Origin of the sequence: Phenylobacterium sp., assembly GCF_036501465.1 — a bacterium.
Taxonomy (GTDB): Bacteria; Pseudomonadota; Alphaproteobacteria; order Caulobacterales; family Caulobacteraceae; genus Phenylobacterium.
In genome coordinates this window covers 39,694-66,580 of sequence record NZ_DASYAF010000090.1, presented here as the reverse complement: position 1 = coordinate 66,580, position 26,887 = coordinate 39,694, and the positions used below count along the sequence as shown (strand labels likewise).

The following is a 26,887-nucleotide window of genomic DNA, read 5'->3' as shown; positions in this document are numbered from 1 at the left end:
CTTCCAGCCCGGCCAGCGTCGTGCGCGTACGCGCCTCGCTGTCGGCGATCTCGCCGCCGACCCGGCTGACCTGGTCCTCGAGAATCTTCAGGGCTTCGGCCGATCGCGGCCCGGTGAGCTCGGTCTCCACCCAGCGCATGCGCTCGGCGGCGCGGGCCTGTTCGGCGCCGAGCTGTTCGGCGGCCGCGTCGAAACGCGTGGCGACGGCCATGTGCTCGCGCTCGGCGGTCTCGATGCGCGCCATGGCGTGGCGAACGGAATGCTCGACGCCGGAGATGGCCAGGCCGGTCCGGGTCTCCGAGGCCTCGATGCGGTCGGTCAGGCGATCCAGCGCCGAGGCGATGCGGGCCAGGTCCTCGGCCGCGCCACTGGTCAGCTCCCCTTCCACCGGTCTGGCGGCCTGGCCCAGGACGGGCCGGGACAAGAAGGACGGGGGCGGCATGTACGACGTCGACGCCTCGTTCGCGACCGGGGCCGGCATCCGGGTCGGGCGCGTGCTGAACTGCTCCTCGGAGGTGACCTCCTCTGGCAGCTCATCTTCTAGGATAATTCGGTTAAGCCATTCCCCAAGAGTCATGCCGGAACGGCGGGCAAGGGTCTTGGCGACCTCCCGGGCCTTCGGATCGATCCCCTTGACGCTCCAGGGCGCCGCCGCCGTCATCGAATCGCCCCTCCTGATCAGAGGAACGCTAGCACCGTCAATTGGTGTGTAAACGAAAGCCTAACGCAACATGTAGTGGTCGGCGCTCGGAACTGTGGACGAAACCCGGGTCACAGGCGCCGTTGGGGGTTCCACGGGCGCGGGCGCCTGCGCTACGGCGTCGCACATGGACTTGACGCTCGCCGCCGGCCTGACCGGAGCCCTGCTGGCGCTCGCCGTCTTCGCCGGCTGGCGTGGGGCGCGGCCGCCGGATCCGCGGCGCGGACCGCGGATGATCCCCTGGCGGCCGATCATGCTGGTCGCCGCGACCGGCGCCATCATCCTGGCCGGCTACGTGCTGCAGCTGCTGAAGCCCGGCCAGGCCGGATAAGGCCAGGCGCGATGCAACCGCGGCCGGACGCCGCAAGGTCTTCGATCGACCGACCGCACCGCGACAGGCTCAGACGGTGGCGGTCGCGATCCGCCACATCATGATCGCGTTCAGCGCCACGATGAGGCCGATGATGGCCCAGAGCATCAGGTCGGTCATCCAACCGTCCTGCAGCGGGCCGTGAGGAAGGCGAGGCCTTTGCATCTTGATCGTCCCGATCAGGGTAGATCGTATCGCGATGTAATGTTCCCGCCGAAGCACGGATTCGTGCGCTAGGATCGGTTCCGATCGCCCACAGGAACCCCGACCCTTGTCCCGATCCGGCCGTATGACTTCCGACAACTACCATGAGCTGGCGGCCTTCCGCCTGGCCTTGCGGCGCTTCACCTCGCTGACCGATTCCAATGCGCGGCAGGCCGGGCTGACGCCGCAACAGCACCAGGCGCTGCTCTCGATCAAGGGCGCCCATCCAGGCCGCGAAGAGATCTCGATCGGCGAACTGGCCGATCACCTGCTGCTCAAGAACCATAGCGCCGTGGAGCTGACGGACCGCCTGGTGAAGGCGGGCCTGGTGGCCCGCGCGCCCTCGCCCCACGACCGCCGCCGCGTCCTGCTACGCCTCACCGCTCAGGGCGAGGCCCTGCTGGACCGGTTGTCGGCGGCCAGCCTGATCGAGCTGCGCGTCTCGTCGGAAATCATGCGCGCCTTCGTGGCCCTCGCCGGGGCGTCTTCGGACGATGAGAAGGCGTCGTCGTGAGCGCCCGCACATCCATCCGCCCGCTGCGCCACCCGGCCGCTCTTGAGCGTCGCCGCGCGATCTGAAACCCTGCGCGCGGGCGTTTTGGCAGTCGGGGAGAAGCAGTGGAGCCGTCTGGGCCTTCCGAACGGCGCGAGGAAAGCCCCCTCGTCCAGGCCTTCTTCGAGAAGCGCGAGACCCTCCTGCTGTTCCTGGCCGCCCGCACCCGCTCGATGGTCGAGGCGGAGGACCTGATCCAGGACCTCTACCTGAAGATCGCCGCCGCCGACGCCTCTGAGGTGCGCACCCCCGCCGCCCTGCTCTACCGCATGGCCGCCAACCTGGCCGTCGACCATATCCGCAGCGCCCGGCGCGCGTCCGGCCGCGACGCCCGCTGGCGGCTCGAAACCCGCGCGACCCTGGGTGGCGAGGACGTGGTCCCGGGCCCCGCCGCCGACGAGACCATCGCCGAGCGCCAGCGGGCGCGCCTGCTCGCCGAGGCTGTCGCCGACCTGCCGCCGCAGATGGGCCGCGCCTTCCGCCTCAACAAGCTTGAAGGCCTGACCCAGGCGAAGACCGCCGAGGCCATGGGAATCTCCCAGAAGATGGTCGAGCACCACATCCAGGCGGCGATCCGCAAGCTCGCCGAGCGGCTGCGCCCATGACGGCCTGGCGCAAATTCACCGCCTTCGCGTCGGCACGACATTGGGTTCGACCCGATCGGCGACGTCTTATGGCATGTCCGGCGCCGTTGGCGCGATGTGGGCGAGTGGACCAATGACCGAGCAAGCGCGAAGGGAGCAGGCGGAAACCGACGCCAGCGCCTGGCTGGCCCGGCTGTCGGGCGAACATGTCGTCGAGCAGGACGGTCACGCCTTCGAGGCCTGGCTGGCCGCCGATCCGGAAAACCGCCCTGCCTATGAGCGGGCGCTGGCCCCTTGGCACGAATTCGAGATCCGCGCCGAGACGGTGCTGGAGGAGCTGACGGCGCTCGACCGCCGCCGGGCGATGCGCGCCAGGTCGCGCTGGAGCGGCTGGATGGCGGGCGGCGGCGTGGCGGTGGCTGCGGCCGCGGCGCTGGTGATCCTGCCCCCCAGCCTGCGCGAGGCGCCGGCCCAGACTTATCAGACCGCCCGGGCCCAGCATCAGAAGATCAAGCTCGCCGACGGTTCGACCATCGACATGGACGCCGAGACCCGGCTGACCGTCCGCATCTCCGGCGGACGCCGGCAGGTGGCGCTGGCGAACGGCCAGGCGATCTTCAATGTGATCCACGATCCGTCGCGGCCGTTCACCGTCGAGGCCGCCGGGCGCGAAATCCGCGACGTGGGCACCCAGTTCGAAGTGCGCGACCGTCAGGACGGCCTGACCGTCACCGTGGCCCAGGGCCGTGTCGAGGTGCGTCCCGGCGCCTCAGGCTCGGGCCAGACTTACCTGCTGACGCCGGGCGAACGGCTGGCTATAGGCCAAGGCGGCGCCGAAGCCGTCCGGCTGGTCGACCCGCAGGAGACCTTCAGCTGGCGTTCTGGCCGCCTCGTCTACCGCAACCAGCCGCTTCAGGACGTGGTGGCCGATCTGAATCGCGAATTCGCCCAGCAGATCGACATCGGCGACCCGGCGCTGGCGCGGATTCCGATCACCGGCGTGATCGTTCTGGACGATCCGCACGCGGTTGCCACGCGCTTGTCCTTGATGCTGCCCGTCAAGGCAGTACCCTCCGCCCAGGGACTGACGCTGATCAGGAAGTAGCGTCCAAAGTTTGGGGTGGGCCGGATCATCGCTAGGCGTTGCGAGTTCGTGGCTGCGTTGGCGCTCGCCGGCGCGACGAGCCTCGCCGCCGCCGGCGGCGCAGAGGCCGCGTCCGCGCGCATCCACTTCCACATCGAGGCAAAGCCCTATTCCGAAGCCCTGCTGGACCTGGCGCAGCAGGCCAACCTGACCCTGCTCGGCGCCGGCGCCTGCGAGGGAAAGCTGCCCCAGCGGTTCGTGGCGGCCATGAGCTTCGACCGGGCGCTGGACCTGATGCTGGCCGATGCGCCATGCGGCTGGAAGCTGGTGGCGCCGGACACCGTGGAGATCACCGCCCGCCATCGGGAGGGCGAGCGCGCCGCCGCGCCGCCACCCACGACGGCGGTTTCCGAGCTGCTGGTCACGGCCACCAAACGGGTGCGCGATCCGCGCCAGCTCGCCGTCTCGGTGACCGCCGTCTCGGGCGACGAACTGCAGTCGGTCGGCGCGACCGACGCGGCCAGCGGCTCGGCTGAACTGGGCGGGATGCTGTCGACCAACCTGGGGCCGGGCCGCGACAAGCTGGTGCTGCGCGGCATCTCCGACGGCGCCTACACCGGCCGCACGCGCCAGATGGTGGCGACCTACATCGACAACCTGCCGATCAACTACAACGCCCCGGACCCGGATCTGCGCCTGACCGACGTGGATCGCGTGGAAATCGTGCGCGGGCCGCAGGGTACGCTCTACGGCTCGGGGACGTTGAGCGGCATCTATCGGATCGTCACCCACCAGCCCGATCTGCAGCACCTGTCCGCCGAGGCGCGCGTCACCGGCGCCGACACCCAGGACGGCGCCCCCAGCGAGGCGGTGGAGGGCTACGGCAACTATCCGATCCTGCGTGGCGTGGCGGCGTTGCGGCTGTCGGCCTACGAGGAGCTGGACGGCGGCTATCTCGACGACACCGTCGTCCATCGGAAGGACGCCAACCAGACCGAGCGCTACGGCCTGCGCCTGGGATTGCTCTATCAGCCCACCGACGCCTGGACGGTCAGCTTCACCGCCGCCGCCCAGCACCTACGCTCGGACGACACCCAATACACCTCGCCGGGCCTCGGCCTCACCCGCAACAACCGGATCCTCGAACCGCACGTCAACGACATCGCCTTCGCAACCGGGACCGTGAAGTACGCCTGGGGTTCGGCGGAGTTCACCTCCTCCACCGGCTATGTGGAGCACGCCTATCACAGCCTCTACGACGCCACCGCCGTCCAGAACCTGTTCACCTCCTTCGCCGAGACCTCGGCCTATTCGGAGGTCAACCACACCGACATGCTGGTGGAAGACGCCTACCTGACCTCGCGCGGGAGCGGCCGGTTCCAGTGGCTGCTGGGCGTCTATGGCGCGGACACCGGCGAGCACACACCTGCCCAGCTCCTGGCCCAGCACACCTTCGCCCCTGACGTGGAGGTCTACGGCGACAACCGCTACGACCGCATCCGCGAGCTCGCGGCCTATGGCGAAACCAGCCTGCAGATCGATCCGGTCTGGAGCGTCGCGCTGGGCGGCCGCGTCTTCTCGATCGACACCCACACCCGATCCTCGGTGGTCTCCGAGCTGTTCCTGCCGCGCAGCCTGGACCGCAGCACCCATTTCTCAGGCTTCTCGCCGAAGATCTCGGTGCAGCGGCAGATCGGCGCCGGCGACCTGATCTATGCGGTGATGTCGGAGGGCTTCCGGCCCGGCGGGGTGAACTCGGGCGGCGCGGTGCCGCTTCCGACCAACCGCGAGACCTACGCGCCGGACAAGCTCACGAACTATGAGGCGGGCGTGAAGCTCGAGGCCTTCGACCACCGCCTGGCCCTGAACGCGGCGGTCTTCTACGAGGTGTGGAAGGACTTCCAGACCGACCAGTTCCGCTCGTCCGGCATCCCCTTCACCACGAACGCCGGCGACGCCTATCTGCTTGGGGTCGAGGCGGACCTGGCCTACCGGCTGGGCGGCTTCACCGTCGAGTTGAACGGCCGGCTGTCGCACACCCGCACCGCCAACCCGAATCCAGCCTTCCTGGCGCAACTGCCCAGCTCTCTGCCGGGCGCGCCGGATTTTTCCGGCGGCGGGATGATCAGCTATCAGCGTTCGATCGCCGGGGACTGGCTGGTGCGGCTGACCGACGAGACCGCCTACATCGGCCGGTCGCTGGTGGCCTTCGACGGCTCCTTTCCCCAGGGCGGCTATGTCAGCACCCGGCTGGTGGCCGAGGTTCGCCACGGCCGTTACGGAGCCCAGCTGTTCCTGACCAATCCGACCAACGCCTTCAGCGACACCTTCGCCTTCGGCAACCCGTTCAACCCGGCGCAGGTCCGCCAGATCACGCCGCAGCGGCCGCGAACCGTGGGGATGACCCTCTACGCGGACTACTGAATCCGCGCCGGCTGCCGATCTTCAAAAAAAGTTCCGACCCGACCTAGGGATTGAGGGACGCCACGACGTCATCCCCACAACTCGGCGCCCTTCAAGGTGTTGAGCCCTTAGGCGACGTAGCGCGATCCAGAGCCCAACTCCGCGCTATGTTCGGCCGAGCGCGGCCCTGACGGGAGAGCGTCCAGGGCCGCGCCTGACCGCCCCCGTTTGGCGGAACCCCCTTACAGTGCTACGCTGAGGCTGCAGGTTGCTGCGCCGGCTCTCCAGTCTCGGCGCGGATGGCCGCCCCGGCCTGAGGTGTCACACCCTCGGCCGGGGCATCGCCCCACGCACCGCGCGCTCCCTTACCGCCGACTAAGCCTCCACGGCTTGCGGCGCCTCCTCGGCCTTCTTCGGCCGCTTGGAGAGACCGGAGACGCCGCCGGACGAAAGAAGCCCCACGTCGGCCATCAGCCAGGGGATCGACCACTTGTGCGGGGCGGCGCAGTAGCGCGGCTGCCAGAGCGGGTCGTACTTGTCCTTGTACCGGCGCACGCCGCGGAAATTGTAGATTTCCTCGCCACGCTCGAAGAGCAGCCGGCCCACACGGCTCATCATCGGGGCCAGCGGACGATCGTCCAGGCCCGCCAAGGGGGCGATACCGAACTCGAACGCCTCGTAGCCCTGCTCGCGACCCCATTCGATCAGCTCGACGAACAGATAGTCCATGATGTTGTTCGGCGCGTCGTTGGCGTAGCGCATCAGGTCCATGGAGAAGGCGCTGCGGCTGGCCGTGGTCCAGATGGTCGCGAAGGCCACGACGCGGCCCTCGGCGCGCACCACCGCCACCGGGAACTCCCGGACATAGCGCGGCCAGAAGCCGCCCATGGAAAAGCCCTTCTCGCCGCCCGCGTGGTGGGCGAGCCATTCGTCGGAGATCGCCTGCAGCGTCGGCATCAGGGCCGCGACCGCCTCGCCCTGGACTACCTCGAAGCCGGCGCCCACCTCGCCCAGCTTGCGCCAGTTGCGCCGCGCCGCGCCGCGCTTGCGGCCTTCCATGGAGAAGGTCTCCAGCGGCACCGCGGCGGTCTCGCCCACCTTCTGGATGGCGAAGCCCAGGTCGACGATCTCCGGCAGGTCGTCGGCGTTGAGGCCGTGGATCCCGGGCCGCGCCGCGTGGCTGTCGGCGAGCTCACGGAAGCGCCACAGCAGCTCCGAGCGCTCCTCGCGCAGGCCCACGGGCGAGCCCAGGGCGACCCAGGCGCGACCGCGCACCGCGAACATCAGGAAGCTCTCGCCCGAAGCCGAGAACAGGAAGCGCTTGTCGCCGAGCAGGGCGAGGTTGGAGCCGGGCTCGGCCACCTCGGCCTTGGCCAGGATGGCGCGCACGCGCTCGAACTCGGGGTCGCTCTCGCCCACCACCGGCGGGGTCGCGGCCGAGGAGACCAGCCGCCAAAGGCCGAAGGCGAACAGCACGATCGCCGCGCCCGCCCAGGCGCGCACCGCGCGCTCCGCATCGGCGTCGGCCATCACCCGCCACCAGGGCCGGTCGGCATAGTCGGAGTGCTGGAAGGTCCACAGGCCCAAAAGGCCTGCGCCGACCACCGCGCAAAAGGCCGAGAACAGCCAGCCTGGGGTAATCTCCATCCGCGTCAGGTTGGAACTGCGCGGGAAGGCGCCGTGGAACGGGACGAGGATCACGGCCAACGCGATCAGGGCCGCGGTCTCTTCCCAATTGAAGCCCTTCAGCAGGGCCAGGGACGCGGCCAGCAACAGGGCGCCCAGGGTCGCGTACCAGGCCGCGTCCAGCCGCGCGCGCAGGCCGAAGGACAGCAGCACCAGCGCAAGGCCCAGGATGCTGGAAAGGAAGTGGGCCGCCTCGATCAGATAGACCGGGGTCACCTGGATCAGCCGCATGAACCGGACCGGTTCCGACGGCGTCGCGCCGGACGCCAGCAGCATCACCCCCGCAGCCAGGGTCAGGATCGCCGCCGTCCAAGGTGCGATGGCGAAGGCCGCCGGGCGAAAATCTCGGAGGAACTGCATCCAGCCCGTGGGTCTGTTGAGGGTCAGCTCTAATAGCCGATTTGAAGCGTCATGTTGCCCGCCTCAGCACTTCAAACGGTTGTTTCGTTGCGTTGGGGGCGGCGCTAAGGTGTCGGCCGCTTCCGTAAGCAAAGGGTTGACCCCGCCATGGCCGACTTCGGCGCCTCCGAGCTTGACGCCTTCCGCGCGGAGGTCCGCGACTGGCTGGCCGCCAACTATCCGCCGGAGCTGAGGGCCGCCGACGCCGCGACCAACCCGGAGGCCGTCTGGGGCGGACGCGCCTTCCAGGGCTCTTCCGATCCGCAGATCGTCTGGCGCGACCGCGTCGCCGCCAAGGGCTGGACCGCGCCAACCTGGCCCAAGGAATACGGCGGCGGCGGGCTCACCTCCGCCCAGGCGCGGATCATCGACCAGGAGATGGCGAAAGGCCGCTATCGCCCGGCCCTGATGTCGTTCGGCCTGTGGATGCTGGGCCCGGTGCTGCTCGAATACGCCAACGAGGAACAGAAGAAGGAGCATCTGCCGAAGATCGTCCGCGGCGAGATCCGCTGGTGCCAGGGCTATTCCGAGCCGGGCGCGGGAAGCGACCTGGCCGGCCTGCAGACCAAGTGCGTCGATGCCGGCGATCACTGGCGGATCGACGGCTCGAAGGTGTGGACGAGCTACGCCGACAAGGCCGACTGGTGCTTCTGCCTGGTGCGCACCGACCAGACCAAGAAGCACGAAGGTATCTCCTTCGTGCTGATCGACATGCGCACACCGGGCGTCGAGACGCGGCCGATCCTGCTGATCAGCGGCGAGAGCCCCTTCTGCGAGACCTTCTTCACCGGCGTGGAGATCCCCAAGGGCAACCTGGTCGGCCGGCTGAACGGCGGCTGGGAGATCGCCAAGCGGCTGCTGCAATACGAGCGGCAGAACATCTCCGCCGGCTTCGGCGAGGGCGGCACGGCCGGCGGCGCCTCGGGCGACCTGGCCGAGGTCGCCAAGACCTACATGGGCGTCGACGAGGGCCGGCTGAGCGACCTGGAACTGCGCCGGCGGATCACCGAGAACAAGATGAACTTCGCGGCCCTGCGCCAGACGATCGGGCGGATCGCGGCGGAGGCCAAGACCTCCAACGGCCCATCGGCCGCGACCTCGATCATCAAGTACGCGGCGGCCGAGTTCGCCAAGGAACGCTCGGAGCTGATGGTGGAAGCCCTGGGCGGCCAGGGCCTGGGCTGGGACGGCGAGGGCTTCAGCCCCGCCGAACTCACCGCCGTTCACGGCTGGCTGCGGACCAAGGCCAATTCGATCGAGGGGGGCACTTCGGAAGTGAACCTCAATGTGATTTCCAAGCGGGTGCTGGGCCTGCCCGATCCCAAGTAGTTGAGTTGCCTAGTCCGGCCTATTTCGGCCGTGGTCCCAAAGACGATCTGAGACGATCTGCGGTTTTCGAAGGCGAGATTCAGATGGCGGATTTTGGCGGTGACCTGGAGGCCTTCCGGGCCGATGTCCGGACATGGCTGGACGCGAACTTCCCCGAGGGCTTCAGGCGCGATCCGTCGCGGCAACCGGCCCTGGCCGCGGGCGTGGCCGACGACGACAACCCGGACTGGAAGGCCTGGAAGACGGCCGTCGGCGAGAAGGGCTGGGGCACGCCCACCTGGCCTGCCGAATATGGCGGCGGCGGCCTGTCGCGCCAGGAAGCCCGCATCCTGCATGAGGAGATGGGCAGGATCGGCGCCCGCAACCCGATCAGCGGCATGGGCGTGATGATGTTCGGCCCGACGCTGATCGAATACGGGACCGAGGAACTGAAGCGCCAGCACCTGCCGGGGATCATCAGGGGCGAGGTGCGCTGGTGCCAGGGCTATTCCGAACCCGGCGCCGGCTCCGACCTGGCTGGCCTGCAGACCCGCGCCGAGGACAAAGGCGACCACTGGCTCGTAAGTGGTTCAAAAATATGGACTTCTGGCGCGAATTTCGCCGATCGGTGCTTCTGCCTGGTGCGCACCGACACCTCGAAGAAACACGAGGGCATCAGCTTCCTGCTGATCGACATGAAGGCGCCGGGCGTGGAGACGCGCCCGATCCTGCTGATCAACGGGACCTCGCCGTTCTGCGAGACCTTCTTCACCGACGTGAAGGTCCCGAAGGACCAGCTGTGGGGGCCGCTTAACGGTGGCTGGACGATCGCCAAGCGCCTGTTGCAGCACGAGCGGGACAACATCTCCACAGGACTGGGCGGCGGCAATATCGGCCAGGCGATACCGCTGCCGACCGTGGTCGAGGCGGCCAAGGGCTATGTGGGCCTGGACGAGACCGGCCGGCTGGCCGACGCGGACCTCAGGAGGCGGATCACCGACCATTTGATGGAGGCCAAGGCCTTCCAGCTCACCGTGCGACGGGCGGCGGACGAGGCGAAGTCGAACCAGGGCCCCTCGGCGGTCACCTCGATCATGAAGTACGCCGGCGCCAAGATCGCCCAGGAACGCAACGAGCTGCTGGTGGAGTCCATGGGCCAGCAGGGGTTCGGCTGGGAGGGCGAGGGCTTCTCCGGCCCCGAGATCACCGCCTTCCGCACCATGCTGCGATCCAAGGCCAATTCCATCGAGGGCGGCACCTCGGAGATCAATCTGAACGTGGTCTCCAAGCGCGTCCTGGGCCTGCCCGATCCGAAGTAGAGAGGCCTGACTCCAAACTGTACGATTTCCGTGCTAGCATTCATATAACATATTGAAATAATAGAATTTTATCAGGGAGACTTCCGATGGCCGATTTTGGCGGCTCCGAACTGGACGCCTTCCGCGCCGAGGTGCGCGCCTGGCTCGATGAGAATTTCCCGAAGTCCCTGGCCCACGCGCCGATGGCGATGATCCCGGGCGCGGAACAGCAGACCGAGGACCACAAGCGCTGGAAGGCCGCCATGGTCGCCAAGGGCTGGACCGCGCCGACCTGGCCGACCGAATACGGCGGCGGTGGCCTTTCCGGCGCCCAGGCCCGCGTGCTGCTGCAGGAGATGGCCCGCGCCGGCGCCGACAATCCGGCGGCCGGCATGGGCACCTCGATGTTCGGCCCGACCCTTCTGGAGTACGGCACCGAGGAGCAGAAGCGCCGCCACATCCCGCCGATCGTCAAGGGCGAGCTGCGCTGGTGCCAGGGCTACTCCGAGCCCGGCGCAGGCTCCGACCTCGCAAGTCTTCAAACGAAATGCGAAGATGCCGGAGACCACTGGAAAATCAACGGCCAGAAGATCTGGACGAGCGGCGCGCAATACGCCGACTGGTGTTTCTGTCTTGTCAGAACAGATACCTCCAAGAAACATGAAGGTATCAGTTTTGTACTGATTAACATGCATCAGCCCGGCGTGGAAACCCGGCCCATCAAGCTGATCGCCGGCACCTCGCCATTCTGCGAAACCTTCTTCACCGACGCCCGCGCCGAGAAGAACGACATGGTCGGGCCGATGAACGGCGGCTGGACCATCGGCAAGCGCCTCCTGCAGCACGAGCGCTCGGGCCAGGGCGGTGGGCGGATGATGGCCGGCGCCAACGTCGTGGACCTGGCGAAGAAATACGTCGGCATCGACGACAAGGGCCGGATCGCCGACGCGGACCTGCGCACCCGCATCGCCAAGCACATGATGGACGCGCGCGCCCACGGCCTGACGCTGAACCGCGCCGCGGCCGAGGCGAAGGGCAATGTGAACCCCTCGGCCACCACTTCGGTGATGAAGAACTCCGGCACCTGGATTGGCCAGGAGAAGGCCGAGCTCACCCTGGAGATCATGGGCGCCCAGGGCCTGGGCTGGGAAGGCGACCAATTCAGCCAGCAGGAGCGCGAGGCGGTGCGCACCTGGCTCTCCGGCAAGGCGACCACGATCTTCGGCGGCAGCCAGGAGATCCAGTCGAACATCGTCTCCAAGCGTATCCTGGGCCTGCCGGATACGACCCAGAACGCCTGAGGCAAACAAACCCCGCTCATCCCGGCGAAAGCCGGGACCCATGCGGGGGTTCGGTCAGGCGGACCACCGGGGATCAACTTCGGGGTCAGCCTGGATCCCGGCTTTCGCCGGGACGAGCGGAGGAATTGGAACATGGCTGATTTCGGAGGAACCGACCTGGACGCCTTCCGCAAGGAGGCGAGGACCTGGCTGGAAGAGAACTTCCCGGCCTCGCTGCGGCGCGACGCCAGCGCGGTGGCCGAGAGCGAGGTGAGCGGCGCCAAGGCCACCGGCGACGTGGCCTTGTGGAAACAGCGGATGGGCGAGAAGGGCTGGGGCGTCCCCACCTGGCCGACCCAGTACGGCGGCGGCGGGCTTTCCCGCGCCGAGGCCCGGGTGCTGGCCGAGGAGATGGCGGCGATCGGCGCGCCCAACCCGATCGGCGGCATGGGCGTGATCATGTTCGGCCCGACGCTGCTGGAATACGGCAACGAGGATCAGCTGCGCCGCCACATCCCGCCCATCGTCAAAGGCGAGCTGCGATGGTGCCAGGGGTTCAGCGAGCCCGGCGCCGGATCGGACCTGGCGGGCCTGCAGACCAAGGCCGTCGACATGGGCGATCACTATCTCGTAAGTGGTTCAAAAATATGGACTTCTGGCGCGAATTTGGCCGATTGGTGCTTCTGCCTGGTGCGCACGGATGCGTCGAAGAAGCACGAAGGCATCAGCTTCATCCTCATCGACATGATGTCGCCGGGCGTCGAGACACGGCCGATCCGGCTGATCAACGACACCACGCCGTTCTGCGAGACCTTCTTCACCGAGGTGAAGGTCCCGAAGGAGAACCTGATGGGGCCGCTGAACGGCGGCTGGACCATCGCCAAGCGGCTGCTGCAGCACGAGCGCCAGGGGATCAGCGGCGCCAACGCGACGCCGGGCCAGGCGGGTCCGGGAAATGTGCCGGGCCCGGCGTTGCCGGAGCTGGCGCGGGCCTATGTCGGCGTGGACGAGGACGGGCGGCTGGCCGACGCCGACCTGCGCACCCGGCTCACGCGGCACCTGATGGAAGAGAAGGCGTTTGCCCTCACCGGCCGTCGCGCCGCGGTGGAGAACCGCTCGAACTCGGGGCCGAGCGCGGCCTCGTCGGTGCTGAAGAACGTCGGCTCCTGGGTGCGCCAGGAGCGCGCCGAGCTGGCCGTGGAGATCCTGGGAAACCAGGGTGTCGGCTGGGGCGGCCAAGGCTTCACGGATGACGAGGTCGGCGCGATCAAGGCCATGCTGCGCAGCAAGAGCGGCACCATCGCCGGCGGCAGCCAGGAAGTGCAGAACAACATCATCTCAAAGCGCATCCTGGGTTTGCCCGAGGTGACGCAGGCACGATAGGGTATCGGCGATAAGTTGAGGGATCGCCGCTCAGTGTTCTTCTCCCCTTGCGGGAGAAGGTGGCCTCCGAAGGAGGTCGGATGAGGGGTCCCTCAGGACGATGAAGCCGCCGGCGGGCGGATCGCGCGGAGAGCCCGGCGCGACCCCTCATCCGTCGGCTTCGCCGACACCTTCTCCCGCAGGGGGAGAAGGATCGGTCTGAGATTTGAACGGAGCGATTTCGATGGCGGATTTCGGCGGCGGCGATCTTGACGCCTTTCGTAGTGAGGCGAGAGCCTGGATCGAGGCCAATTTCCCGGCCGAGCTGAAGGGCCGGCCCAACGCGATGATCGGCGAGGAGCGGACCAATCCCTCGGCGGCCCAGGAGGCCTGGAAGAAGGCCATGGGCGACAAGGGCTGGGGCGTGCCCACCTGGCCGGCGGCCTACGGCGGCGGCGGCCTGTCGCCGGCCGAGGCGCGGGTCGTGCAGCAGGAACTGGGCCGCGCCGGCGCCTACAACCCGATCGGCGGGATGGGCGTGATGATGTTCGGCCCGACCCTGCTCGAATACGGCACCGAGGATCAGAAGAAAGAGCACATTCCAGGCATCGTCAAAGGTGACATCTGGTGGTGCCAAGGGTATTCGGAGCCTGGAGCCGGGTCCGATCTCGCGGCTCTACAGACAAGATGCGAGGATAAGGGCGATCATTACCTGATCAACGGCCAGAAAATCTGGACAAGCGGCGCTCAATACGCGGACATGTGCTTCTGTCTTGTTCGGACCGACACCACCAAGAAGCATGAAGGCATCAGCTTCGTGCTGATCGACATGCATCAGCCAGGGGTCGAAACCCGGCCGATCAAGCTGATCAATGGCACCTCGCCCTTCTGCGAGACCTTCTTCACCGACGCCCGCGCCGAGAAGAAGAACCTGGTCGGGCCGCTGAACGGCGGCTGGACGATCGGCAAGCGCCTGCTGCAGCACGAGCGCTCCGGCCTGTCGGGCGGCGGCGGCATGTTCGGCATGGGCCGCAGCCTGGACAACATGGCCAAGGAATACATCGGTACGGACGAGGCCGGCCGCATCGCCGACGCCGACCTGCGCGCCCGCATCATCCAGAACGACATGGACTGGCGCGCCTTCCAGCAGACCGCCATGCGCGCCATGGCCGAGGCCAAGGGCAATTCCGGGCCGTCGGCGGCGACCTCGATCATGAAGAACGCCGCCACCTCGACGCTGCAGACCCGCGCCGAGCTGACGCTGGAGATCATGGGCGCCCAGGGCCTGGGCTGGACCGGCGAGGAGTTCTCCAAGGAGGAGAAGGAAGCCGTGCGCTCCTGGCTGGGCGGCAAGGCCACCACGATCTACGGCGGCTCCCAGGAGGTGCAGTCGAACATCATCTCCAAGCGCATCCTGGGCCTGCCCGACCTGACGCAGAACCACTAGCCATCCTCTCCGCTCATCCCGGCGAAAGCCGGGACCCAGGCGGCGTTAGCGGGCTTGGGCAGGCGGTTGGGGACGAAATTTGAACTCAGCTTGGATCCCGGCTTTCGCCGGGACGAGCGGAAAGAAGGGATTGAGAGGAAAGAGAAATGGCCGTCCTGAGCGAAGAACAATCCATGCTGCGCGACGCGGCGAAGAGCTGGGTGCAGGAGAAATCCCCCGTCAGCGCCTTCCGCAAGATGCGCGATTCAGGCGCCGAGCTGGGCTATGACGTCGCCGCCTGGAACGAGATGGCCGAGATGGGCTGGGCAGGCGTGATCATCCCGGAGGAATACGGCGGCTCGAACTTCGGCTACCTGAGCCTGGGCCTGATCCTGGAGGAGCTGGGCCGCACGCTCACCGCCTCGCCGCTGCTGGCCTCGGGCCTGGCCGCGGCCTCGGCCCTGGTGCTGGGCGGCTCCGACGCCCAGAAGTCCGAATGGCTGCCGAAGATCGCCGAGGGGACCGCGGTCGGCGCGCTGGCCATCGACGAAGGCCCGCACCACAACCCGGCCAAGGTCGAGGCGAGCGTCAAGGGCGGCAAGCTCACCGGCAAGAAGGCCTTCGTGCTGGAAGGCATGGCCGCCGATGTGCTGGTGGTCTCGGCCAAGGGCGAGGACGGCCAGGTCGGCCTCTTCCTGGTGAAGGGCGACGACAAGGGCGTGAAGCGCACCCGCCTGGCGCTGGCCGACAGCCGCGGCGCCGCCAACATCGAGTTCGCCGGCGCGGCCGCCGAGCCGCTCTCGGGCGGTCCGGCCCTGCTGGAAAAGGTGCTCGACCGCGCTCGCGCCGGCATCGCCGCCGAGATGCTGGGGTCCGCCAACCAGGCCTTCGAGACCACGCTGGAGTACCTGAAGACCCGCGTGCAGTTCGGCCAGGTGATCGGCTCCTTCCAGGCCCTGCAGCACCGCGCGGCCAAGATGTTCACCGACCTGGAGCTGGCGCGCTCCACCGTCGAGGCCGCGCTGGCCGCCATCGACAACGACAGCCCCGATGTTCCGGAGCTGGTCAGCCTGGCCAAGGCCAAGATGGGCGACACCTTCCACCTGGTGTCGAACGAGATGGTCCAGATGCACGGCGGCATCGGCATGACCGACGCCCACGACGCGGGCTTCTACCTGAAGCGGGCGCGCGCGGCCGAGGCGGCGTTCGGCAACCAGGCGTTCCACCGGGACCGCTACGCGCGTATCCAGGGGTACTAGGGGGCGTCAGAACCCTACGGACCGAGGTTCAGGAAGCCCCTTCGGCGGAGACGTCGGAGGGGTTTTTTCTTGGCCGATAGGCAACGGGAACTCGAGGCAACGGGAACTCGGCGCGACGCCCCTTCCACCGCTTCGCGGTCCCCCTCCCCGTCGTCTTCGCGACAGGGGAGGTCTGCCTGGTCCTTGACACGCCCGACCGACAGGCTCGCAATCAACCATGAGTTTAGGGCGGGCTGGGGCAATCTTCGGGGGCTGAAATGTCGGATGTCTGGGAGCGATCCCTTGCCCTGATCGGCGAGCAGGGCGCGCTGCCGGTTTTCGCCAGGGTCCACCAGGGCGGCAAGGACCTTCCGCTTCATCAGGCCGTGCGGGCGCTCGAACCCATCCTGTTCACAGCCGGCGTCGCCGAATTCATCTTTTGCTACAGCGAGTTCAAGCTGAACGGCGCCGCCGGCCCGACCTATTCGCCAGACGTCCTTCGGCAGTTCGAAGCCGACATCCTCCATGAGTTGCGCGGTCGCGAGCTGAGCTTCCTGGACTTCAGCGCGGACGAGCGGGCCAAGTACAGCTACCTGTTCGACCGCTATCTGCGCTTGCGGAGAAACGGCGCCTATCTCGCGTCGGACAGCGAAACCCTCCGCGTCACCGTGGTCGAGTTCTTCCGTGAAAACCCGTGGGTCTTCAAGCTCATCGCGGGGGGTTCGGCGGCGGCGATGATCTGGCTTTCGGTGGTTTTCGGCGGGGTCGACATCGCCCAGCAGGCGGACTCCCCGCAGTGTCGAGCCGAGGCGGCCGCGCTGCTTGAGACGCGATCGGCGATGATCATGCGCCAGGCCAAGCTTGAGGGTCGTATGACCGACGCCGACCGGGAGGCCCTCAAGGATATCTCGAATTCCTACAACGTGGCGGTCGCCGCATGCCAGCCGAGGTTGCCGCAGGTGAAGATGACTGTGAGCGCAAGAGGCGTGGAGATCGACTTCGGACCCGCTGAGGATGCGGGCAAGAAGGACGGCTGAGATCACTGTCGCTTTGTTCGCTTTTTGTTCTGATTTCCGCTATCCTCCCACCATGCCGTCCCAACCCGCCCGCACGTGGCCCATCCCGCCCATGGATCACGAGCCCGGCTATAAGCCGTCGGCCTTCAGCTGGGCGATGGGGCGCCTGATCCTGCAGCGGATGGGCGAGCGGGAGACGATGCGCCAGATCACCGCCGACCCGGCCATGCCGTCCTACGCCACGGTGTTCCGCTGGGTGCAGGTGCATGAGGACTTCGGGGCGCAGTACCGGGCGGTGCGGCTGGTGATCGCGCAGGTGGCGCGGCAGGAGGGCGACGCGCGGCGGGCGGCGCGGGCCGGGATCAAGGCCGCGCAGGCGGCGGCGCGGGCCGAGGCGAAGGGCAAGGCGCCGCGGCATTGGAAATCCGGGCCGAAGAGCAGCTTCACGCCCGAGCGGGCGGCGGCGGTGCTGGAGGCGATCCGCGAGGGCGCCTCGCTGAGCGCGGTCGTGGCGACGCCGGGGATGCCGTCGTTCAAGGTGTTCTACACCTGGGTGCGCACGCGGCCGGAGTTCCGCGAGGCCTATATGGACGCCTGTTCGGAGCGCGCCTTCATGCTGCGGCTGGAGATCGAGGATCGGGCGCTGAACGCCAACCCCTTCACGCTCGCCCGCGCCAAGCGCGAGGTGGCGGCGCTGGAGGGGCGGATCGGGCGGCTGCGGCCGAAGGTCTATCGGGTGCGGGAGCTGGACTGGTGAAGGGCGCCTAGGTTGGCCCGGCGCCAACGCTCAGATGTTCGTGGGCGACCACCCAGCCCGCCGCGTCCTTGCGGAAGACGCGAGTGGCGCGGCCGCCGCCGCTGACCTTTTCGCCCCGCGCCACGCCGGACCAGGCGAAGCTGTAGATCACGGCCGCGACGGTGTCGGATTGGGCGATCCAGGCGGCGTCCGTCGTTGCGTATTCATAGTCCTCCACCACCTTCCAGCTCGCGGACATCACGGCGGAAAAGGCGTCCTTTCCCGTGATGGTGGTTCCGTTGCTGTAGAAGAGCACGGCGTCGTCCGCGAGCAGGGCCAGGGCGGCCTCCATGTCCCGGCGGACCAGAGCGGCGGTGAAGTCTGCGGCGCAGGCTTGCGGCGAACTGGCGGGCATCGGGATGGCTTCCTTGGAGGCCCGTCGGGGCAGGCTTTCCCTCAAACCTCATGGCCAGACTGGAGCTCTGGCGCCGGGCTTCGTCAAGGACGCGCCCCTGGCGCGCTGCGGCGCGGCCGGCGGCAGGCTGGTCCTTGACCAGGACCGGAAGCGTAACGCCGGTCTTGATCGCGCCGGCCGCAAGCGTAGCAATAGCGGCATGCACCTTCGCCCGCTGCCCATCGGCTTGATCCTGTTCGGCCTGCTGGTCCTCGGCGGGACGCTGGACGGGGTGCGCCGCCAGTTCATGCAGGAGCCGCTGTGGGTGACGCAGAACTGGCGCAGCGTGCTGAAGGGGATGATCGGCTGGCTCGCGGTCGGCGGGCTGGCCCTGATCGCCGGAGTCGTGGTGCTGCTGCTGTGAGCGGCCTGGGCCGCTAGGGCGATGACTCAATCACTTTCCAACCGTCATGGCCGGGCTTGTCCCGGCCATGACGTCACATAACAAAATCAGATCATTGGTTGAGTAACCAACCTGGGGGCCGGCCAATCGGCCGCCGGGGCGATCCGCCCGACATGGTTTCCGAATTCGGTTCACGTCCGTTCAGGCGCCGTTCAAGCGGCTGGGGCGAGGGTGGCGGCGCTGTTCAGTGCTGGAGGAGCGTACGCCATGCGGAAACCTGCGGAGCCGGTTGGTCCTTCCGCCTGGGCGGTGGCGCTGTTGTGGGCGGCGAGCGCCTTCACCGTGGCCGCGGCGATCCTGCTGTCGGGCGATTTCTCACCGTTCTGGTGAGGTCTGGGCGCCCTCGGGCGATGACCCAATCACCGTCCAACCGTCATGGCCGGGCTTGTCCCGGCCATGACGTAACATAATAGAATCAAGTTCTTGGTAGAGTATTCGCCCCAGGGCAGCCGGTCGCAGATGAAGCTGGCCGCGCCGCTGGCGACCAGCCGGGGCCCTCGTCCTTGACCAAGCCCGAAGCCAGAGCACACGCTCCAACATGAGATTCAAGGCTGGAGGTGCTTTCGTGCGGAAACCCGGAAGGCGGCTGGCGACGCTGGCGGCGGCGGCGGTGGCCATTCTTCCTTTCGCGGCCCACGCCCAGTTGCCCGCGCCGCCCTCCGCCGAGGCGCTGGCGGTCCGCGCGGCCTGGTGGGACGGCTACCTGGCGAACGGGCGGCTGGTCGCCCTGCCCGACGGGCGCAGGATGCACCTCTATTGCGAGGGGTCCGGCGGGCCGGTGGTGGTGCTGGACGCCGGGCTCGGCGACGGGGCCTGGAGCTTCGCCGGCGTGCAGGATGCGATCGCCAGGACCAGCCGGGTCTGTTCCTACGATCGGGCGGGGTACGGGACGAGCTCGCCCGGGCCCATGCCGCGGGATTCCAAGGCGCTGGCGGACGACCTGTTCGCCATGCTGAAGGCCTCGGGCGAGGCCGGCCCCTATGTGGTGGTGGGCCACTCGATCGCCAGCCTGGACGTGCGTGAGTTCGCGCTGACCCACCCGAAGGACGTGGCGGGGCTGGTGCTGATCGACCCCTCCTACGAGGGCCAGATGGAGCGGATGGCGGCGGTGGCCCCGACGGTCGCCGCCGCGCAGGCCAACGCCACCGCGCCCTACAAGATGTGCGCGGCGACGCCCCGCACCGAGGCGGCGGACAGGCTGTGCGGCCTGATCCCGACCTCGGGCCTGCCGCCGGCGGCCCAGGCCTGGATGAAGGCGCAGGCGCGCGGACCGGCCTATTTCCAGGCCATGCTGGGCGAGCTGGACGCGTTCCAGGGCGCTGACGCGGCGGACACCCGCGAGCTCACGGGCGCACGCGAGGCGCTGGCGGCGAAGGCGAAAGGCCGCCCGCCGCTGGGCGACACCCCGCTGGTGGTGCTGACGGCCACATCCCACCCCGCGCCGGGGATGACCGCCGAGGAGGGCGTGGCCATGGAGAGGCTTTGGAACGCGATGCACGACCAGATCGCCGCCCTGTCGGCGCGCGGGTCGAACCGGATCGTGCCGGGGGCCACCCACTACATCCACGACGTCCGGCCCCAGCTGGTGGTCGACGCGGTGGCGGAGGTGGTCGCGGCCGCACGGAAGGGCCGCTGAAGGGCGACCCCGCCTGCGCGCGCGGCGAAGGCGGGGCGCCGAGCTTACTTCTTCTTCGCGTCGGCCTTGGCGTCGGCCTTCGCGCCGGCGTCGGCGGTGGCGTCGGCCTTCTTGGCGGCCTTCTTCTTGTGCTTCATCGTCTTGTGCTTTTCGGGCGGATTGGGGATCGGCTGCATGGTGCCGGCCTGGGCCAGCGCCTCGCCCGTCATGAACGCCATGGCGACCAGCGCCAGGCCGAGGGTCCTGAGTTTCATCTGATGTAGCCCCTGTTGTTCGCTTCCCACGCGCGACCGCGCCCAGTCACCGGACGCCGACTCACGCATGCGGACGGTAATCCAGACCGCGGCAGCTGTGGAGATGGGCGCAACCATGGCTATAGTCGCCGCCATGACCGGACCCCTCGCGCTCTGCGCCGCGCTCACCCTCCTCGCCGCCGCCGCGCCCGCCGTGGCGCAGACCCCGGGAAAGGCGGGCGGAGGAAAGACCGTCACCCTGCCGGGCCTGAGCTACCAGGTGCTGGGCTCGGGGCCGGCGGGCGGCGCGCATCCCAAGCGCAGCGACACCGTGCAGATGCGCTATGTGGGCAAGCTGACGGACGGCGAGGTGTTCTCGACCTCGCCCGACGAGGGCAAGGGGCTGTCGACCTTCCCGGTGGGCCAGCTGATCCCGGGCATGAACGCGGCCCTGCAGCTGATGCGCCCGGGCGACCACTGGGTGATCACCATGCCGCCCTATCTGGCCTATGGCCCGGGCCGGCCGCTGAACACGCCCCCGCCGTCGGCCGCGGCGGCGGGCCAGACGGTGCAGCACCGCGGCATCCCGCCCAACGCCACCCTGGTCTTCGAGGTCTGGCTGGAGGCGATCGCCCCGCCCAAGGCGCCCTGAGCCCGGGGTTCGCCGCATAACGCGGCGCCGCTGAACCCTTGCGCAGCGCGCGCGGACGTGGCCCTTTTGCGTCAGACTGCCACCGACGCGAGTCATCCGAACCTGCGCGTCCACAGGTAAGAGGCAGGCGGGGCGGCGTGGACGGGACATCGATGGAACCACCCGAGATCGACCGCGAGCGGCCTCCCCCGCCCAGGTCGAACCGCGTGTTCGGCCTCTTGGCGGCCGTGGGCTTCTCCATCGCCATGTGGGCGTTCATCGCACTCGCGGTGCTGGGCCTGATCCTGAAGGTCGCCGCGCGCCACCATTGAGCGCCGCGCGGCCGGTTCAACCGGCCGGTGAAACCCCTCTCACGCGAAACTGGCACGCCGTTTGAAGCCGCGCTTCCTGTCGAGCCGTAACAGAACAGTGGCTCATAAGCGCCGGAGACAGACGATGGCATATGCCGCAGTTGTCGCGCGTACCAGCCCTCAGGGGATGGAGTATCTCGTCGAGTCCGCCAAGGGGCGGGACGAGTGGAATATGAGTTCGCAGACCGCCGCCAAGTTCGAGAACCTGCGTGAAGCCACGCGGGCCGCGCTTCGGCTGCCGTCGGGCCTCAAGGCGTTCGCCATGCCGGCGGAGGCCTGACGACGCCGAAAGCGGTGACGCTCGGTTGCCGCCCTAGGGTCCGATAGGCCAGGATCGCCCCGCACCAATTCCGGGGAGAACGATCCATGGCTACGCTAGGGGCCGAGCCCATCCTGGAGCCCGATCTGCCGATCGTGGATCCGCATCACCATCTGTGGGACCGGCGCAGCTACGCCACCCCGCAGGCGCCCGTGCATCCCTTCCTGACCGCCATCGAGGACGCCCAGCGCTACCTGCTGGACGAGCTGATGGCCGATACGCGCGGCGGCGGCCACAACGTCGTCGCCACGGTGTTCGTGGAGTGTCGCGCCTTCTACAAGGCCGGCGGGCCGGAGGCCTACCAGGGGATCGGCGAGACCGAGTTCGTGAACGGCGTGGCGGCCATGGGCGCCAGCGGCCTGTATGGCGACTGGCGGCCCTGCGCGGGAATCGTCTCTCGCGCGGACCTGATGCTGGGCGATGGCGTGAAGCCGGTGCTGGAGGCCCATGTGGCGGCCGGCGGCGGACGCTTCCGCGGCATCCGCAACTCCGCCTCCTACGACGCCGACCCGGACGTGCTGGGGCCGCTGAACCGGCTGGGGCCGGGGCTCTACCTGTCCGACGACTTCCGCAAGGGCTTCGCGCACCTGGCGCCGCTCGGCCTCAGCTTCGACGCCTGGCTGCTGGAGCCGCAGCTTCCGGAGCTGATCGACCTGGCGCGCGCCTTCCCGGATCAGACCATCGTGCTGGACCACGTCGGCACGCCGCTGGGCTCCGGCGTCTACGCGGGCAGGCTGCCGGAGCGGTTCGGGATCTGGCGCGACAACATCCGCGAGCTCGCCAAGTCTGCGAAGGTGAACGTCAAGCTGGGCGGCCTGGCCATGTGCTTCTGCAACTTCCCCTCGTTCCTGGCTAAGCCGCGGGCGCCGTCGACCCAGCTCGCCGACGAGTGGCGGCCCTATATCGAGACCTGCATCGAGGCGTTCGGGGCCGAGCGCTGCATGTTCGAGTCGAACTTCCCGGTGGACATGGGCACCTGCGACTACGCCACGCTGTGGAACGCCTTCAAGCGCATCGCGGCGGGCGCGAGCGCCGAGGAGAAGACCGCGCTGTTCTCCGGCACGGCCAAGCGGGTCTACGGGCTGCAGCTCTAGGGGCGCCTATTTAGGCTATTGCCTATTTGGGCGGGTCGCCGACTCTGGAGAACGAGAGTCACCGACCGACGCTTGGAGGGCGCTGGTCGCGGAGGGCGGAGCCTACGCGATGACGGCGCTGTTGCTGGTCGATGACCATCCGCTGTTCCGCGACGGCTTCGCGGCGATGCTGCGCACGCATCGCCCAGCGTGGACGTTGAACATGGCCAACACCGGCGCCGAGGCGCTGGAGGCCCTAGCCGGGCGGCCGGCGCCCGACCTGGCGATCATCGACATCCTGTTGCCCGACACCGACGGCTTCGCCGCCGCCCGCGCCATCGGCGAGCTCGCGCCGCTGGTGAGCCGGGTGATAATCTCCGGGCGCGAGGACGGGGCGGCGCGGCTGCGGAGCCGCGACTGCGGCGCCAGCGGCTTCATCTCCAAGGGCTGGGCGCCGGAGCGCATCCTGGAGATGCTGGAGACGGTGCTGGCCGGCGGCGTCGCCTTCGACACGCCGCAGACCGCCCACGCGGGCGAGGCGATGACCGTTCGACAGCTCGAGGTGCTGAGCCTGCTGGCCGACGGCCATTCCAACAAGGTCATCGAGCGGCGGATGAACATCGCGCCGCGCACCGTGCGCGCCCACCTGACCGAGATCTTCCGCCTGCTGGAGGTCGACGGACGGATGCAGGCGATCCTGAAGGCGCGGCAGCTCGGGCTGATCGGATGAGCACGGCCGAGCGGGTGGCGCTGGCGCCGCTGGCGGCCAACGGCGGGGGCCTGGTCATCGAGCCGGTGCGCGCCGAGTGCATCCGCACCCTGTTCCAGCAGATCCGCAACAGCTTCGCCGCCGCCGGCGTGGTGACCGTCTACATGTGCGCCACCCAGGCGCCATTCCATCCGTGGACCGAGATCGCCGCCTGGCTCGCGGTGCAGCTTTCCACCCAGCTGCTGCGCCTGTGGCTGGTGGCGCGCTATCGCCGGATTCCGGCCGACGACGACGGCAGGCGGCTGGAGCGGGCGGCCTCGCTCAACACCCTCTACATGGCGATCGCCGGCTGCGTCTGGGGCTCGACCGCCTTCCTGTTCATGGACCTCGCCCAGCCGATCACCGTGGCGCTCACCCTGTGCGGCCTCTACGGCATTTCCGGCGGCAGCGTGCCGGGCAACGCCTACAACCCCGCCGGCCTCTATGCCTTCGTGGGCGCGATCTTCGGCCTGGTGATGATCCGCTTCCTGCTGGTCGGCCAGTACGCCTACGACGTGCTGGGCGCGGCCTCGGTCGGCTATTCGGCGATCCTGTTCGGGTTCTGCCGCGTGCAGAACCGCGAATTGCAGGAGGGCTTCGCGATCCGCTTCGAGAACCGCCGCCTGCTGGCCGAACTGGCGGTGGAGAAGGCCGAGGCGGAGGCGGCGCGCGGCCGGGCGGAGAAGGCGAACCTGGCCAAGTCGCAGCTCTTGGCCGCCGCCAGCCACGACCTGCGCCAGCCGCTGCATGCGCTGTCGCTGTTCTCCGGCTCGCTGCAGTCGCTGGCGCTGGACGAGGAGGCCAAGGATGTGGCGAGCCGCATCCAGTCGAACGTGGCGGCCATGGAGAAGCTGTTCAACGGCCTGCTGGACATCTCGCGCCTGGAGGCGGGCGTGGTGCAGAGCCACCGCGAGCCGATGAGCTGCCAGGACCTGTTCGACCGGCTGGCCGGCTATTTCGACCCGGTGGCCGAGCAGCAGGGCCTGGACCTGCGCTTCCGCGACACCGACCTGTGGGTCGACGCCGACCCGACACTGACCGAACAGATCTGCGTGAACCTGGTGACCAACGCCCTGCGCTACACCCGGACCGGCGGAATCCTGGTGGCGGCCCGCAGGCTCGGCGGGCGGGTCTCGATCGCGGTGGCGGACACCGGCATCGGTATCGCGCCCGCCGACCAGGCCCGAATCTTCGAGGAGTTCGTCCAGATCGGGAACCCCGAGCGCGACCGGGGCAAGGGCCTGGGCCTGGGCCTTTCCATCGCCCAGCGGCTGGCCGCCATCCTCGACAGCCGCATCGAGATCCGCTCGGCCGAGGGCAAGGGTTCGCGGTTCTCCTTCGACCTGCCGCGCGCCGCGCCGGCCAAGGTCGCCAAGGCCGCGGTCCAGCCGGACCTGATGGCCGGCCTGCGCCTGCTGCTGATCGACGACGACGCCATGGTCCGCGAGGGCGCGGAGCGGTTGCTGCGCCAGTGGGGCGTGGACGTCGCCCTGGCGGCGGACCTGGCCGAAGCGGAGGCGTTGATCGGCCAGACGGTTGAAGCGACGGGCGCGCGGTTCGACGTCTGCATCGCCGACTTCCGCCTGCCCGGCGCGGTCGACGGCCTGGGCGTGATCGCCCGGCTCTCGGCCCGGCCGGACGCGCCCGCCGCCTTCTGCCTGGTCACCGGCGACATGGGCGCAGAGGTGCTGGCCGCCGCCGACGCCGCCCAGGTCCCGATCATCCACAAGCCCCTGCACCCGGCGCGCCTGCGCGCGCTCCTGAACCACCTGGCGTCCGGCGCGCGGCAGGCGGTGGCGTGAGCCATTTCGCGTAACATTGAAATCTTTCCCATCCGGCGTAGCCTCAGCCCCTGACCGAAGAGGACAGAGGCGGAATGGAACAGCCGGCCTCCCTGGCGGACGAACTCGTCTCGCCGACCCTTCAACTCCTGCAGGCGCTGCGCGCCGCCTGCGGCGGTGACCTGGAACTGAACATCATCCTGCTGGCGATCGCCGAGCGAACCATCGCCCATCCCGGCTTCCGCGACATGAGCATGGACGAGCGGATGCAGCCGCATGAGCAGCCATTCCCGACCCGTGGCGTCAACATCCGCTCAATCGCCGACTCCACCGGGATTCCGCGCGAGACGGTGCGCCGCAAGGTGGCCAACCTGGAACGCCGCGGGTGGATCACCCGCACCCCGGACAGCCTCCACCTGACGCCCACGGCCTATCGGGCCCTGACGCCAGCGCGGGAGGAACTGATGAGCCTTGCGCTCAAGTTCCATGACCTCGTGGCGCAGCGGACGAAGTGAGCGCCCGGGCGCAATGCGTGGGGCGCGGTGCGCGAGCGCGACGCCTAGTCCTTCACCACGACATCGACCTCGCCGCCGCCGGCCCGGATCGCCCTGGCCATGCCCTCGGCCAGATCGAGCGCGTTCGCCTTGCCGTGGAAGGGGCCAAAGGGGCGACCGGGACCCTGGACGACCCATCCGGAAAGCGTCCGTTCCACGACAAATCGAATCTTCGGCTGGGCGTCCGTCATCGCTGAGATCGCTGTCGGCGCGGCTCAGCGAGACCAGGAGGCGAGCGCGAGGCGGACGAGCGCCGCGGTGGATGCGGCCCCCATCTTCGCCATCAGGCTGGAGCGGTGGAACTCCACCGTGCGCGCGCTGATCCCCAGGGCCTGGGCGATCTGGCGATTGGTCTCGCCGTCGACGATGGCTTTCAGGACCTCCCGCTCCCGGAGCGTCAACCGATGGATCGGGTTGTCGGCGGCCGGACGCGATCTCGCGCGCAGCACCCCTTCCGCCAGAACCAGCAGGGCTTCGGGGACCACGGGCTCGCGCAGAACTTCCCGGGCGCCTTCCTTCATCGCCTCGACCGCGAGGGCGACGTCGCTCTCCGCTTCGGCCGCGATCAGAATGACTTCGAAGGCCAACCCATCGTGACGGAGACGGCGCAACAGATCGACGCCGCGCCGGTCGCCCAGGGCCTGCTCCACCACGACGCACCCGTAAGGCAGGCCTGAAGCGTCCCGCAGGAAGGCCTCCGGATCCTCGTATGACTGGATGGAGACCCAGTGCTCACGGCCCCAGAGCATCAAGGAATCCACGAAGCCCTTCGCGCATCCGATCGTAAAGATCGCCGTCTTTTCGCGAGAATTCGTGCTCGGGACGATGTTCGAATACGCCATGATACCTTCAGGGCCACAAACAGCTAAGCTTCTGGAATCCAAGCCATTCTTCGAGTAGCACCGCGGCCTGACAAGCCTCTGGGCGCCCAATTTGGGCCACCCCGCCGCGGGCGTCGGAACAGGCCGCGGCCGCCCCATCGGATGAGACCTTCGCCGGGCGCGGCGCCGTTGGACGCAAAGTCGAGGACACCTTGG

27 protein-coding genes and 1 pseudogene are annotated in these 26,887 nt (G+C 68.7%); 22 read left to right on the top strand and 6 right to left on the bottom strand.

Features of this window, described 5'->3' with window-relative positions; all coding sequences use genetic code 11:
* Positions 1-661: pseudogene (locus tag VGL85_RS09570) on the bottom strand (Localization factor PodJS); the annotation flags it as partial.
* Positions 662-827: 166 nt separating this feature from the next.
* On the opposite strand from VGL85_RS09570, the gene VGL85_RS09565 reads away from it, so the two are divergent.
* The 5 genes from VGL85_RS09565 (at position 828) to VGL85_RS09545 (ending at position 5,919) form a co-directional block, all read left to right on the top strand.
* The gene (locus tag VGL85_RS09565; RefSeq protein ID WP_331588473.1) at positions 828-1,031 is read left to right on the top strand and encodes a hypothetical protein; all 204 of its coding nucleotides are present in this window, start codon (positions 828-830) and stop codon (positions 1,029-1,031) included.
* Between the two features lie 328 nt (positions 1,032-1,359).
* Entirely contained in the window at positions 1,360-1,788 is a 429-nt protein-coding gene (locus VGL85_RS09560; protein WP_331588471.1) for a MarR family winged helix-turn-helix transcriptional regulator, read from the top strand.
* A gap of 104 nt (positions 1,789-1,892) precedes the next feature.
* Complete coding sequence (locus VGL85_RS09555; protein WP_331588469.1) at positions 1,893-2,432, top strand: RNA polymerase sigma factor; 540 nt, start codon at positions 1,893-1,895, stop codon at positions 2,430-2,432.
* A 112-nt stretch (positions 2,433-2,544) separates the two neighbouring features.
* Positions 2,545-3,516 (top strand): FecR family protein, encoded by a 972-nt coding sequence (locus VGL85_RS09550; RefSeq protein WP_331588467.1) that lies wholly within the window; start codon positions 2,545-2,547, stop codon positions 3,514-3,516.
* 15 nt (positions 3,517-3,531) lie between these two features.
* Positions 3,532-5,919, top strand: a complete 2,388-nt coding sequence (locus VGL85_RS09545; RefSeq protein ID WP_331588464.1) for a TonB-dependent receptor — start codon at positions 3,532-3,534, stop codon at positions 5,917-5,919.
* Between the two features lie 354 nt (positions 5,920-6,273).
* Here the strand turns inward: VGL85_RS09545 and VGL85_RS09540 are convergent, their stop codons facing one another.
* Positions 6,274-7,944 (bottom strand): bifunctional lysylphosphatidylglycerol flippase/synthetase MprF, encoded by a 1,671-nt coding sequence (locus VGL85_RS09540; RefSeq protein WP_331588462.1) that lies wholly within the window; start codon positions 7,942-7,944, stop codon positions 6,274-6,276.
* Between the two features lie 147 nt (positions 7,945-8,091).
* On the opposite strand from VGL85_RS09540, the gene VGL85_RS09535 reads away from it, so the two are divergent.
* The 8 genes from VGL85_RS09535 to VGL85_RS09500 all read left to right on the top strand — a co-directional run bounded on the left by VGL85_RS09535 (position 8,092) and on the right by VGL85_RS09500 (position 17,668).
* Positions 8,092-9,312, top strand: a complete 1,221-nt coding sequence (locus tag VGL85_RS09535; RefSeq protein ID WP_331588460.1) for an acyl-CoA dehydrogenase family protein — start codon at positions 8,092-8,094, stop codon at positions 9,310-9,312.
* 83 nt (positions 9,313-9,395) lie between these two features.
* Entirely contained in the window at positions 9,396-10,610 is a 1,215-nt protein-coding gene (locus tag VGL85_RS09530; RefSeq protein WP_331588458.1) for an acyl-CoA dehydrogenase family protein, read from the top strand.
* A gap of 86 nt (positions 10,611-10,696) precedes the next feature.
* Positions 10,697-11,890: an acyl-CoA dehydrogenase family protein gene (locus VGL85_RS09525; RefSeq protein WP_331588456.1), complete on the top strand. Its 1,194-nt coding sequence runs from the start codon at positions 10,697-10,699 to the stop codon at positions 11,888-11,890.
* A gap of 132 nt (positions 11,891-12,022) precedes the next feature.
* Positions 12,023-13,252, top strand: coding sequence for an acyl-CoA dehydrogenase family protein (locus VGL85_RS09520; RefSeq protein ID WP_331588454.1), 1,230 nt, complete (start codon positions 12,023-12,025; stop codon positions 13,250-13,252).
* Positions 13,253-13,475: 223 nt separating this feature from the next.
* On the top strand, positions 13,476-14,678 hold the full coding sequence (locus VGL85_RS09515) for an acyl-CoA dehydrogenase family protein (protein ID WP_331588451.1): 1,203 nt from the start codon (positions 13,476-13,478) through the stop codon (positions 14,676-14,678).
* 146 nt (positions 14,679-14,824) lie between these two features.
* Positions 14,825-15,916, top strand: a complete 1,092-nt coding sequence (locus tag VGL85_RS09510) for an acyl-CoA dehydrogenase family protein (protein WP_331588449.1) — start codon at positions 14,825-14,827, stop codon at positions 15,914-15,916.
* A gap of 257 nt (positions 15,917-16,173) precedes the next feature.
* Positions 16,174-16,932 (top strand): hypothetical protein, encoded by a 759-nt coding sequence (locus tag VGL85_RS09505; protein WP_331588446.1) that lies wholly within the window; start codon positions 16,174-16,176, stop codon positions 16,930-16,932.
* Positions 16,933-17,023: 91 nt separating this feature from the next.
* Complete coding sequence (locus tag VGL85_RS09500) at positions 17,024-17,668, top strand: hypothetical protein (RefSeq protein WP_331588444.1); 645 nt, start codon at positions 17,024-17,026, stop codon at positions 17,666-17,668.
* Positions 17,669-17,675: 7 nt separating this feature from the next.
* On the opposite strand, the gene VGL85_RS09495 is transcribed toward VGL85_RS09500, so the two are convergent.
* Complete coding sequence (locus tag VGL85_RS09495) at positions 17,676-18,062, bottom strand: nuclear transport factor 2 family protein (protein ID WP_331588441.1); 387 nt, start codon at positions 18,060-18,062, stop codon at positions 17,676-17,678.
* Positions 18,063-18,261: 199 nt separating this feature from the next.
* Here VGL85_RS09495 and VGL85_RS09490 point away from each other — a divergent pair, with 199 nt between their 5' ends.
* The 3 genes from VGL85_RS09490 to VGL85_RS09480 all read left to right on the top strand — a co-directional run bounded on the left by VGL85_RS09490 (position 18,262) and on the right by VGL85_RS09480 (position 20,140).
* The gene (locus VGL85_RS09490; RefSeq protein WP_331588439.1) at positions 18,262-18,465 is read left to right on the top strand and encodes a hypothetical protein; all 204 of its coding nucleotides are present in this window, start codon (positions 18,262-18,264) and stop codon (positions 18,463-18,465) included.
* Positions 18,466-18,711: 246 nt separating this feature from the next.
* Positions 18,712-18,834 carry a hypothetical protein gene (locus VGL85_RS09485; RefSeq protein WP_331588437.1) on the top strand — a complete coding sequence of 41 codons (123 nt, stop codon included), beginning with the start codon at positions 18,712-18,714 and terminating at the stop codon, positions 18,832-18,834.
* A gap of 235 nt (positions 18,835-19,069) precedes the next feature.
* On the top strand, positions 19,070-20,140 hold the full coding sequence (locus VGL85_RS09480; protein WP_331588435.1) for an alpha/beta hydrolase: 1,071 nt from the start codon (positions 19,070-19,072) through the stop codon (positions 20,138-20,140).
* A 44-nt stretch (positions 20,141-20,184) separates the two neighbouring features.
* On the opposite strand, the gene VGL85_RS09475 is transcribed toward VGL85_RS09480, so the two are convergent.
* Positions 20,185-20,394 (bottom strand): hypothetical protein, encoded by a 210-nt coding sequence (locus VGL85_RS09475; RefSeq protein WP_331588433.1) that lies wholly within the window; start codon positions 20,392-20,394, stop codon positions 20,185-20,187.
* 133 nt (positions 20,395-20,527) lie between these two features.
* Here VGL85_RS09475 and VGL85_RS09470 point away from each other — a divergent pair, with 133 nt between their 5' ends.
* From VGL85_RS09470 to VGL85_RS09445, 6 genes are all read left to right on the top strand, one after another.
* Positions 20,528-21,025: an FKBP-type peptidyl-prolyl cis-trans isomerase gene (locus VGL85_RS09470; RefSeq protein ID WP_331588431.1), complete on the top strand. Its 498-nt coding sequence runs from the start codon at positions 20,528-20,530 to the stop codon at positions 21,023-21,025.
* 152 nt (positions 21,026-21,177) lie between these two features.
* Entirely contained in the window at positions 21,178-21,336 is a 159-nt protein-coding gene (locus tag VGL85_RS09465) for a hypothetical protein (RefSeq protein ID WP_331588429.1), read from the top strand.
* A 405-nt stretch (positions 21,337-21,741) separates the two neighbouring features.
* Positions 21,742-22,788, top strand: a complete 1,047-nt coding sequence (locus VGL85_RS09460; protein WP_331588427.1) for an amidohydrolase family protein — start codon at positions 21,742-21,744, stop codon at positions 22,786-22,788.
* 109 nt (positions 22,789-22,897) lie between these two features.
* Complete coding sequence (locus VGL85_RS09455; protein ID WP_331588425.1) at positions 22,898-23,497, top strand: response regulator transcription factor; 600 nt, start codon at positions 22,898-22,900, stop codon at positions 23,495-23,497.
* A complete protein-coding gene (locus tag VGL85_RS09450) occupies positions 23,494-25,317 on the top strand; it encodes an ATP-binding protein (RefSeq protein ID WP_331588423.1) in 1,824 nt (607 codons plus the stop codon). Before VGL85_RS09455 ends, VGL85_RS09450 begins: the two co-directional genes overlap by 4 nt.
* A 74-nt stretch (positions 25,318-25,391) precedes the next feature.
* Positions 25,392-25,811, top strand: coding sequence for a helix-turn-helix domain-containing protein (locus VGL85_RS09445; RefSeq protein WP_331588420.1), 420 nt, complete (start codon positions 25,392-25,394; stop codon positions 25,809-25,811).
* Between the two features lie 44 nt (positions 25,812-25,855).
* On the opposite strand, the gene VGL85_RS09440 is transcribed toward VGL85_RS09445, so the two are convergent.
* Positions 25,856-26,008 carry a hypothetical protein gene (locus tag VGL85_RS09440; protein ID WP_331588419.1) on the bottom strand — a complete coding sequence of 51 codons (153 nt, stop codon included), beginning with the start codon at positions 26,006-26,008 and terminating at the stop codon, positions 25,856-25,858.
* A gap of 57 nt (positions 26,009-26,065) precedes the next feature.
* Positions 26,066-26,692: a response regulator transcription factor gene (locus VGL85_RS09435; RefSeq protein ID WP_331588417.1), complete on the bottom strand. Its 627-nt coding sequence runs from the start codon at positions 26,690-26,692 to the stop codon at positions 26,066-26,068.
* Positions 26,693-26,887 lie beyond the last annotated feature (195 nt).

Excerpts from the sequence above, each read along its gene's own strand:
- VGL85_RS09500 (WP_331588444.1), top strand. The coding sequence starts at position 17,024 with ATGGATCACGAGCCCGGCTATAAGCCGTCGGCCTTCAGCTGGGCGATG.
- VGL85_RS09530 (WP_331588458.1), top strand. The coding sequence starts at position 9,396 with ATGGCGGATTTTGGCGGTGACCTGGAGGCCTTCCGGGCCGATGTCCGG.
- VGL85_RS09505 (WP_331588446.1), top strand. The coding sequence starts at position 16,174 with ATGTCGGATGTCTGGGAGCGATCCCTTGCCCTGATCGGCGAGCAGGGC.
- VGL85_RS09550 (WP_331588467.1), top strand. The coding sequence starts at position 2,545 with ATGACCGAGCAAGCGCGAAGGGAGCAGGCGGAAACCGACGCCAGCGCC.
- VGL85_RS09525 (WP_331588456.1), top strand. The coding sequence starts at position 10,697 with ATGGCCGATTTTGGCGGCTCCGAACTGGACGCCTTCCGCGCCGAGGTG.
- VGL85_RS09560 (WP_331588471.1), top strand. The coding sequence starts at position 1,360 with ATGACTTCCGACAACTACCATGAGCTGGCGGCCTTCCGCCTGGCCTTG.
- VGL85_RS09495 (WP_331588441.1), bottom strand. The coding sequence starts at position 18,062 with ATGCCCGCCAGTTCGCCGCAAGCCTGCGCCGCAGACTTCACCGCCGCT.
- VGL85_RS09510 (WP_331588449.1), top strand. The coding sequence starts at position 14,825 with ATGGCCGTCCTGAGCGAAGAACAATCCATGCTGCGCGACGCGGCGAAG.
- VGL85_RS09565 (WP_331588473.1), top strand. The coding sequence starts at position 828 with ATGGACTTGACGCTCGCCGCCGGCCTGACCGGAGCCCTGCTGGCGCTC.
- VGL85_RS09475 (WP_331588433.1), bottom strand. The coding sequence starts at position 20,394 with ATGAAACTCAGGACCCTCGGCCTGGCGCTGGTCGCCATGGCGTTCATG.
- VGL85_RS09445 (WP_331588420.1), top strand. The coding sequence starts at position 25,392 with ATGGAACAGCCGGCCTCCCTGGCGGACGAACTCGTCTCGCCGACCCTT.
- VGL85_RS09450 (WP_331588423.1), top strand. The coding sequence starts at position 23,494 with ATGAGCACGGCCGAGCGGGTGGCGCTGGCGCCGCTGGCGGCCAACGGC.
- VGL85_RS09465 (WP_331588429.1), top strand. The coding sequence starts at position 21,178 with ATGGAACCACCCGAGATCGACCGCGAGCGGCCTCCCCCGCCCAGGTCG.
- VGL85_RS09435 (WP_331588417.1), bottom strand. The coding sequence starts at position 26,692 with ATGGCGTATTCGAACATCGTCCCGAGCACGAATTCTCGCGAAAAGACG.
- VGL85_RS09485 (WP_331588437.1), top strand. The coding sequence starts at position 18,712 with ATGCGGAAACCTGCGGAGCCGGTTGGTCCTTCCGCCTGGGCGGTGGCG.
- VGL85_RS09460 (WP_331588427.1), top strand. The coding sequence starts at position 21,742 with ATGGCTACGCTAGGGGCCGAGCCCATCCTGGAGCCCGATCTGCCGATC.
- VGL85_RS09470 (WP_331588431.1), top strand. The coding sequence starts at position 20,528 with ATGACCGGACCCCTCGCGCTCTGCGCCGCGCTCACCCTCCTCGCCGCC.
- VGL85_RS09515 (WP_331588451.1), top strand. The coding sequence starts at position 13,476 with ATGGCGGATTTCGGCGGCGGCGATCTTGACGCCTTTCGTAGTGAGGCG.
- VGL85_RS09520 (WP_331588454.1), top strand. The coding sequence starts at position 12,023 with ATGGCTGATTTCGGAGGAACCGACCTGGACGCCTTCCGCAAGGAGGCG.
- VGL85_RS09535 (WP_331588460.1), top strand. The coding sequence starts at position 8,092 with ATGGCCGACTTCGGCGCCTCCGAGCTTGACGCCTTCCGCGCGGAGGTC.
- VGL85_RS09490 (WP_331588439.1), top strand. The coding sequence starts at position 18,262 with ATGCACCTTCGCCCGCTGCCCATCGGCTTGATCCTGTTCGGCCTGCTG.
- VGL85_RS09455 (WP_331588425.1), top strand. The coding sequence starts at position 22,898 with ATGACGGCGCTGTTGCTGGTCGATGACCATCCGCTGTTCCGCGACGGC.
- VGL85_RS09540 (WP_331588462.1), bottom strand. The coding sequence starts at position 7,944 with ATGCAGTTCCTCCGAGATTTTCGCCCGGCGGCCTTCGCCATCGCACCT.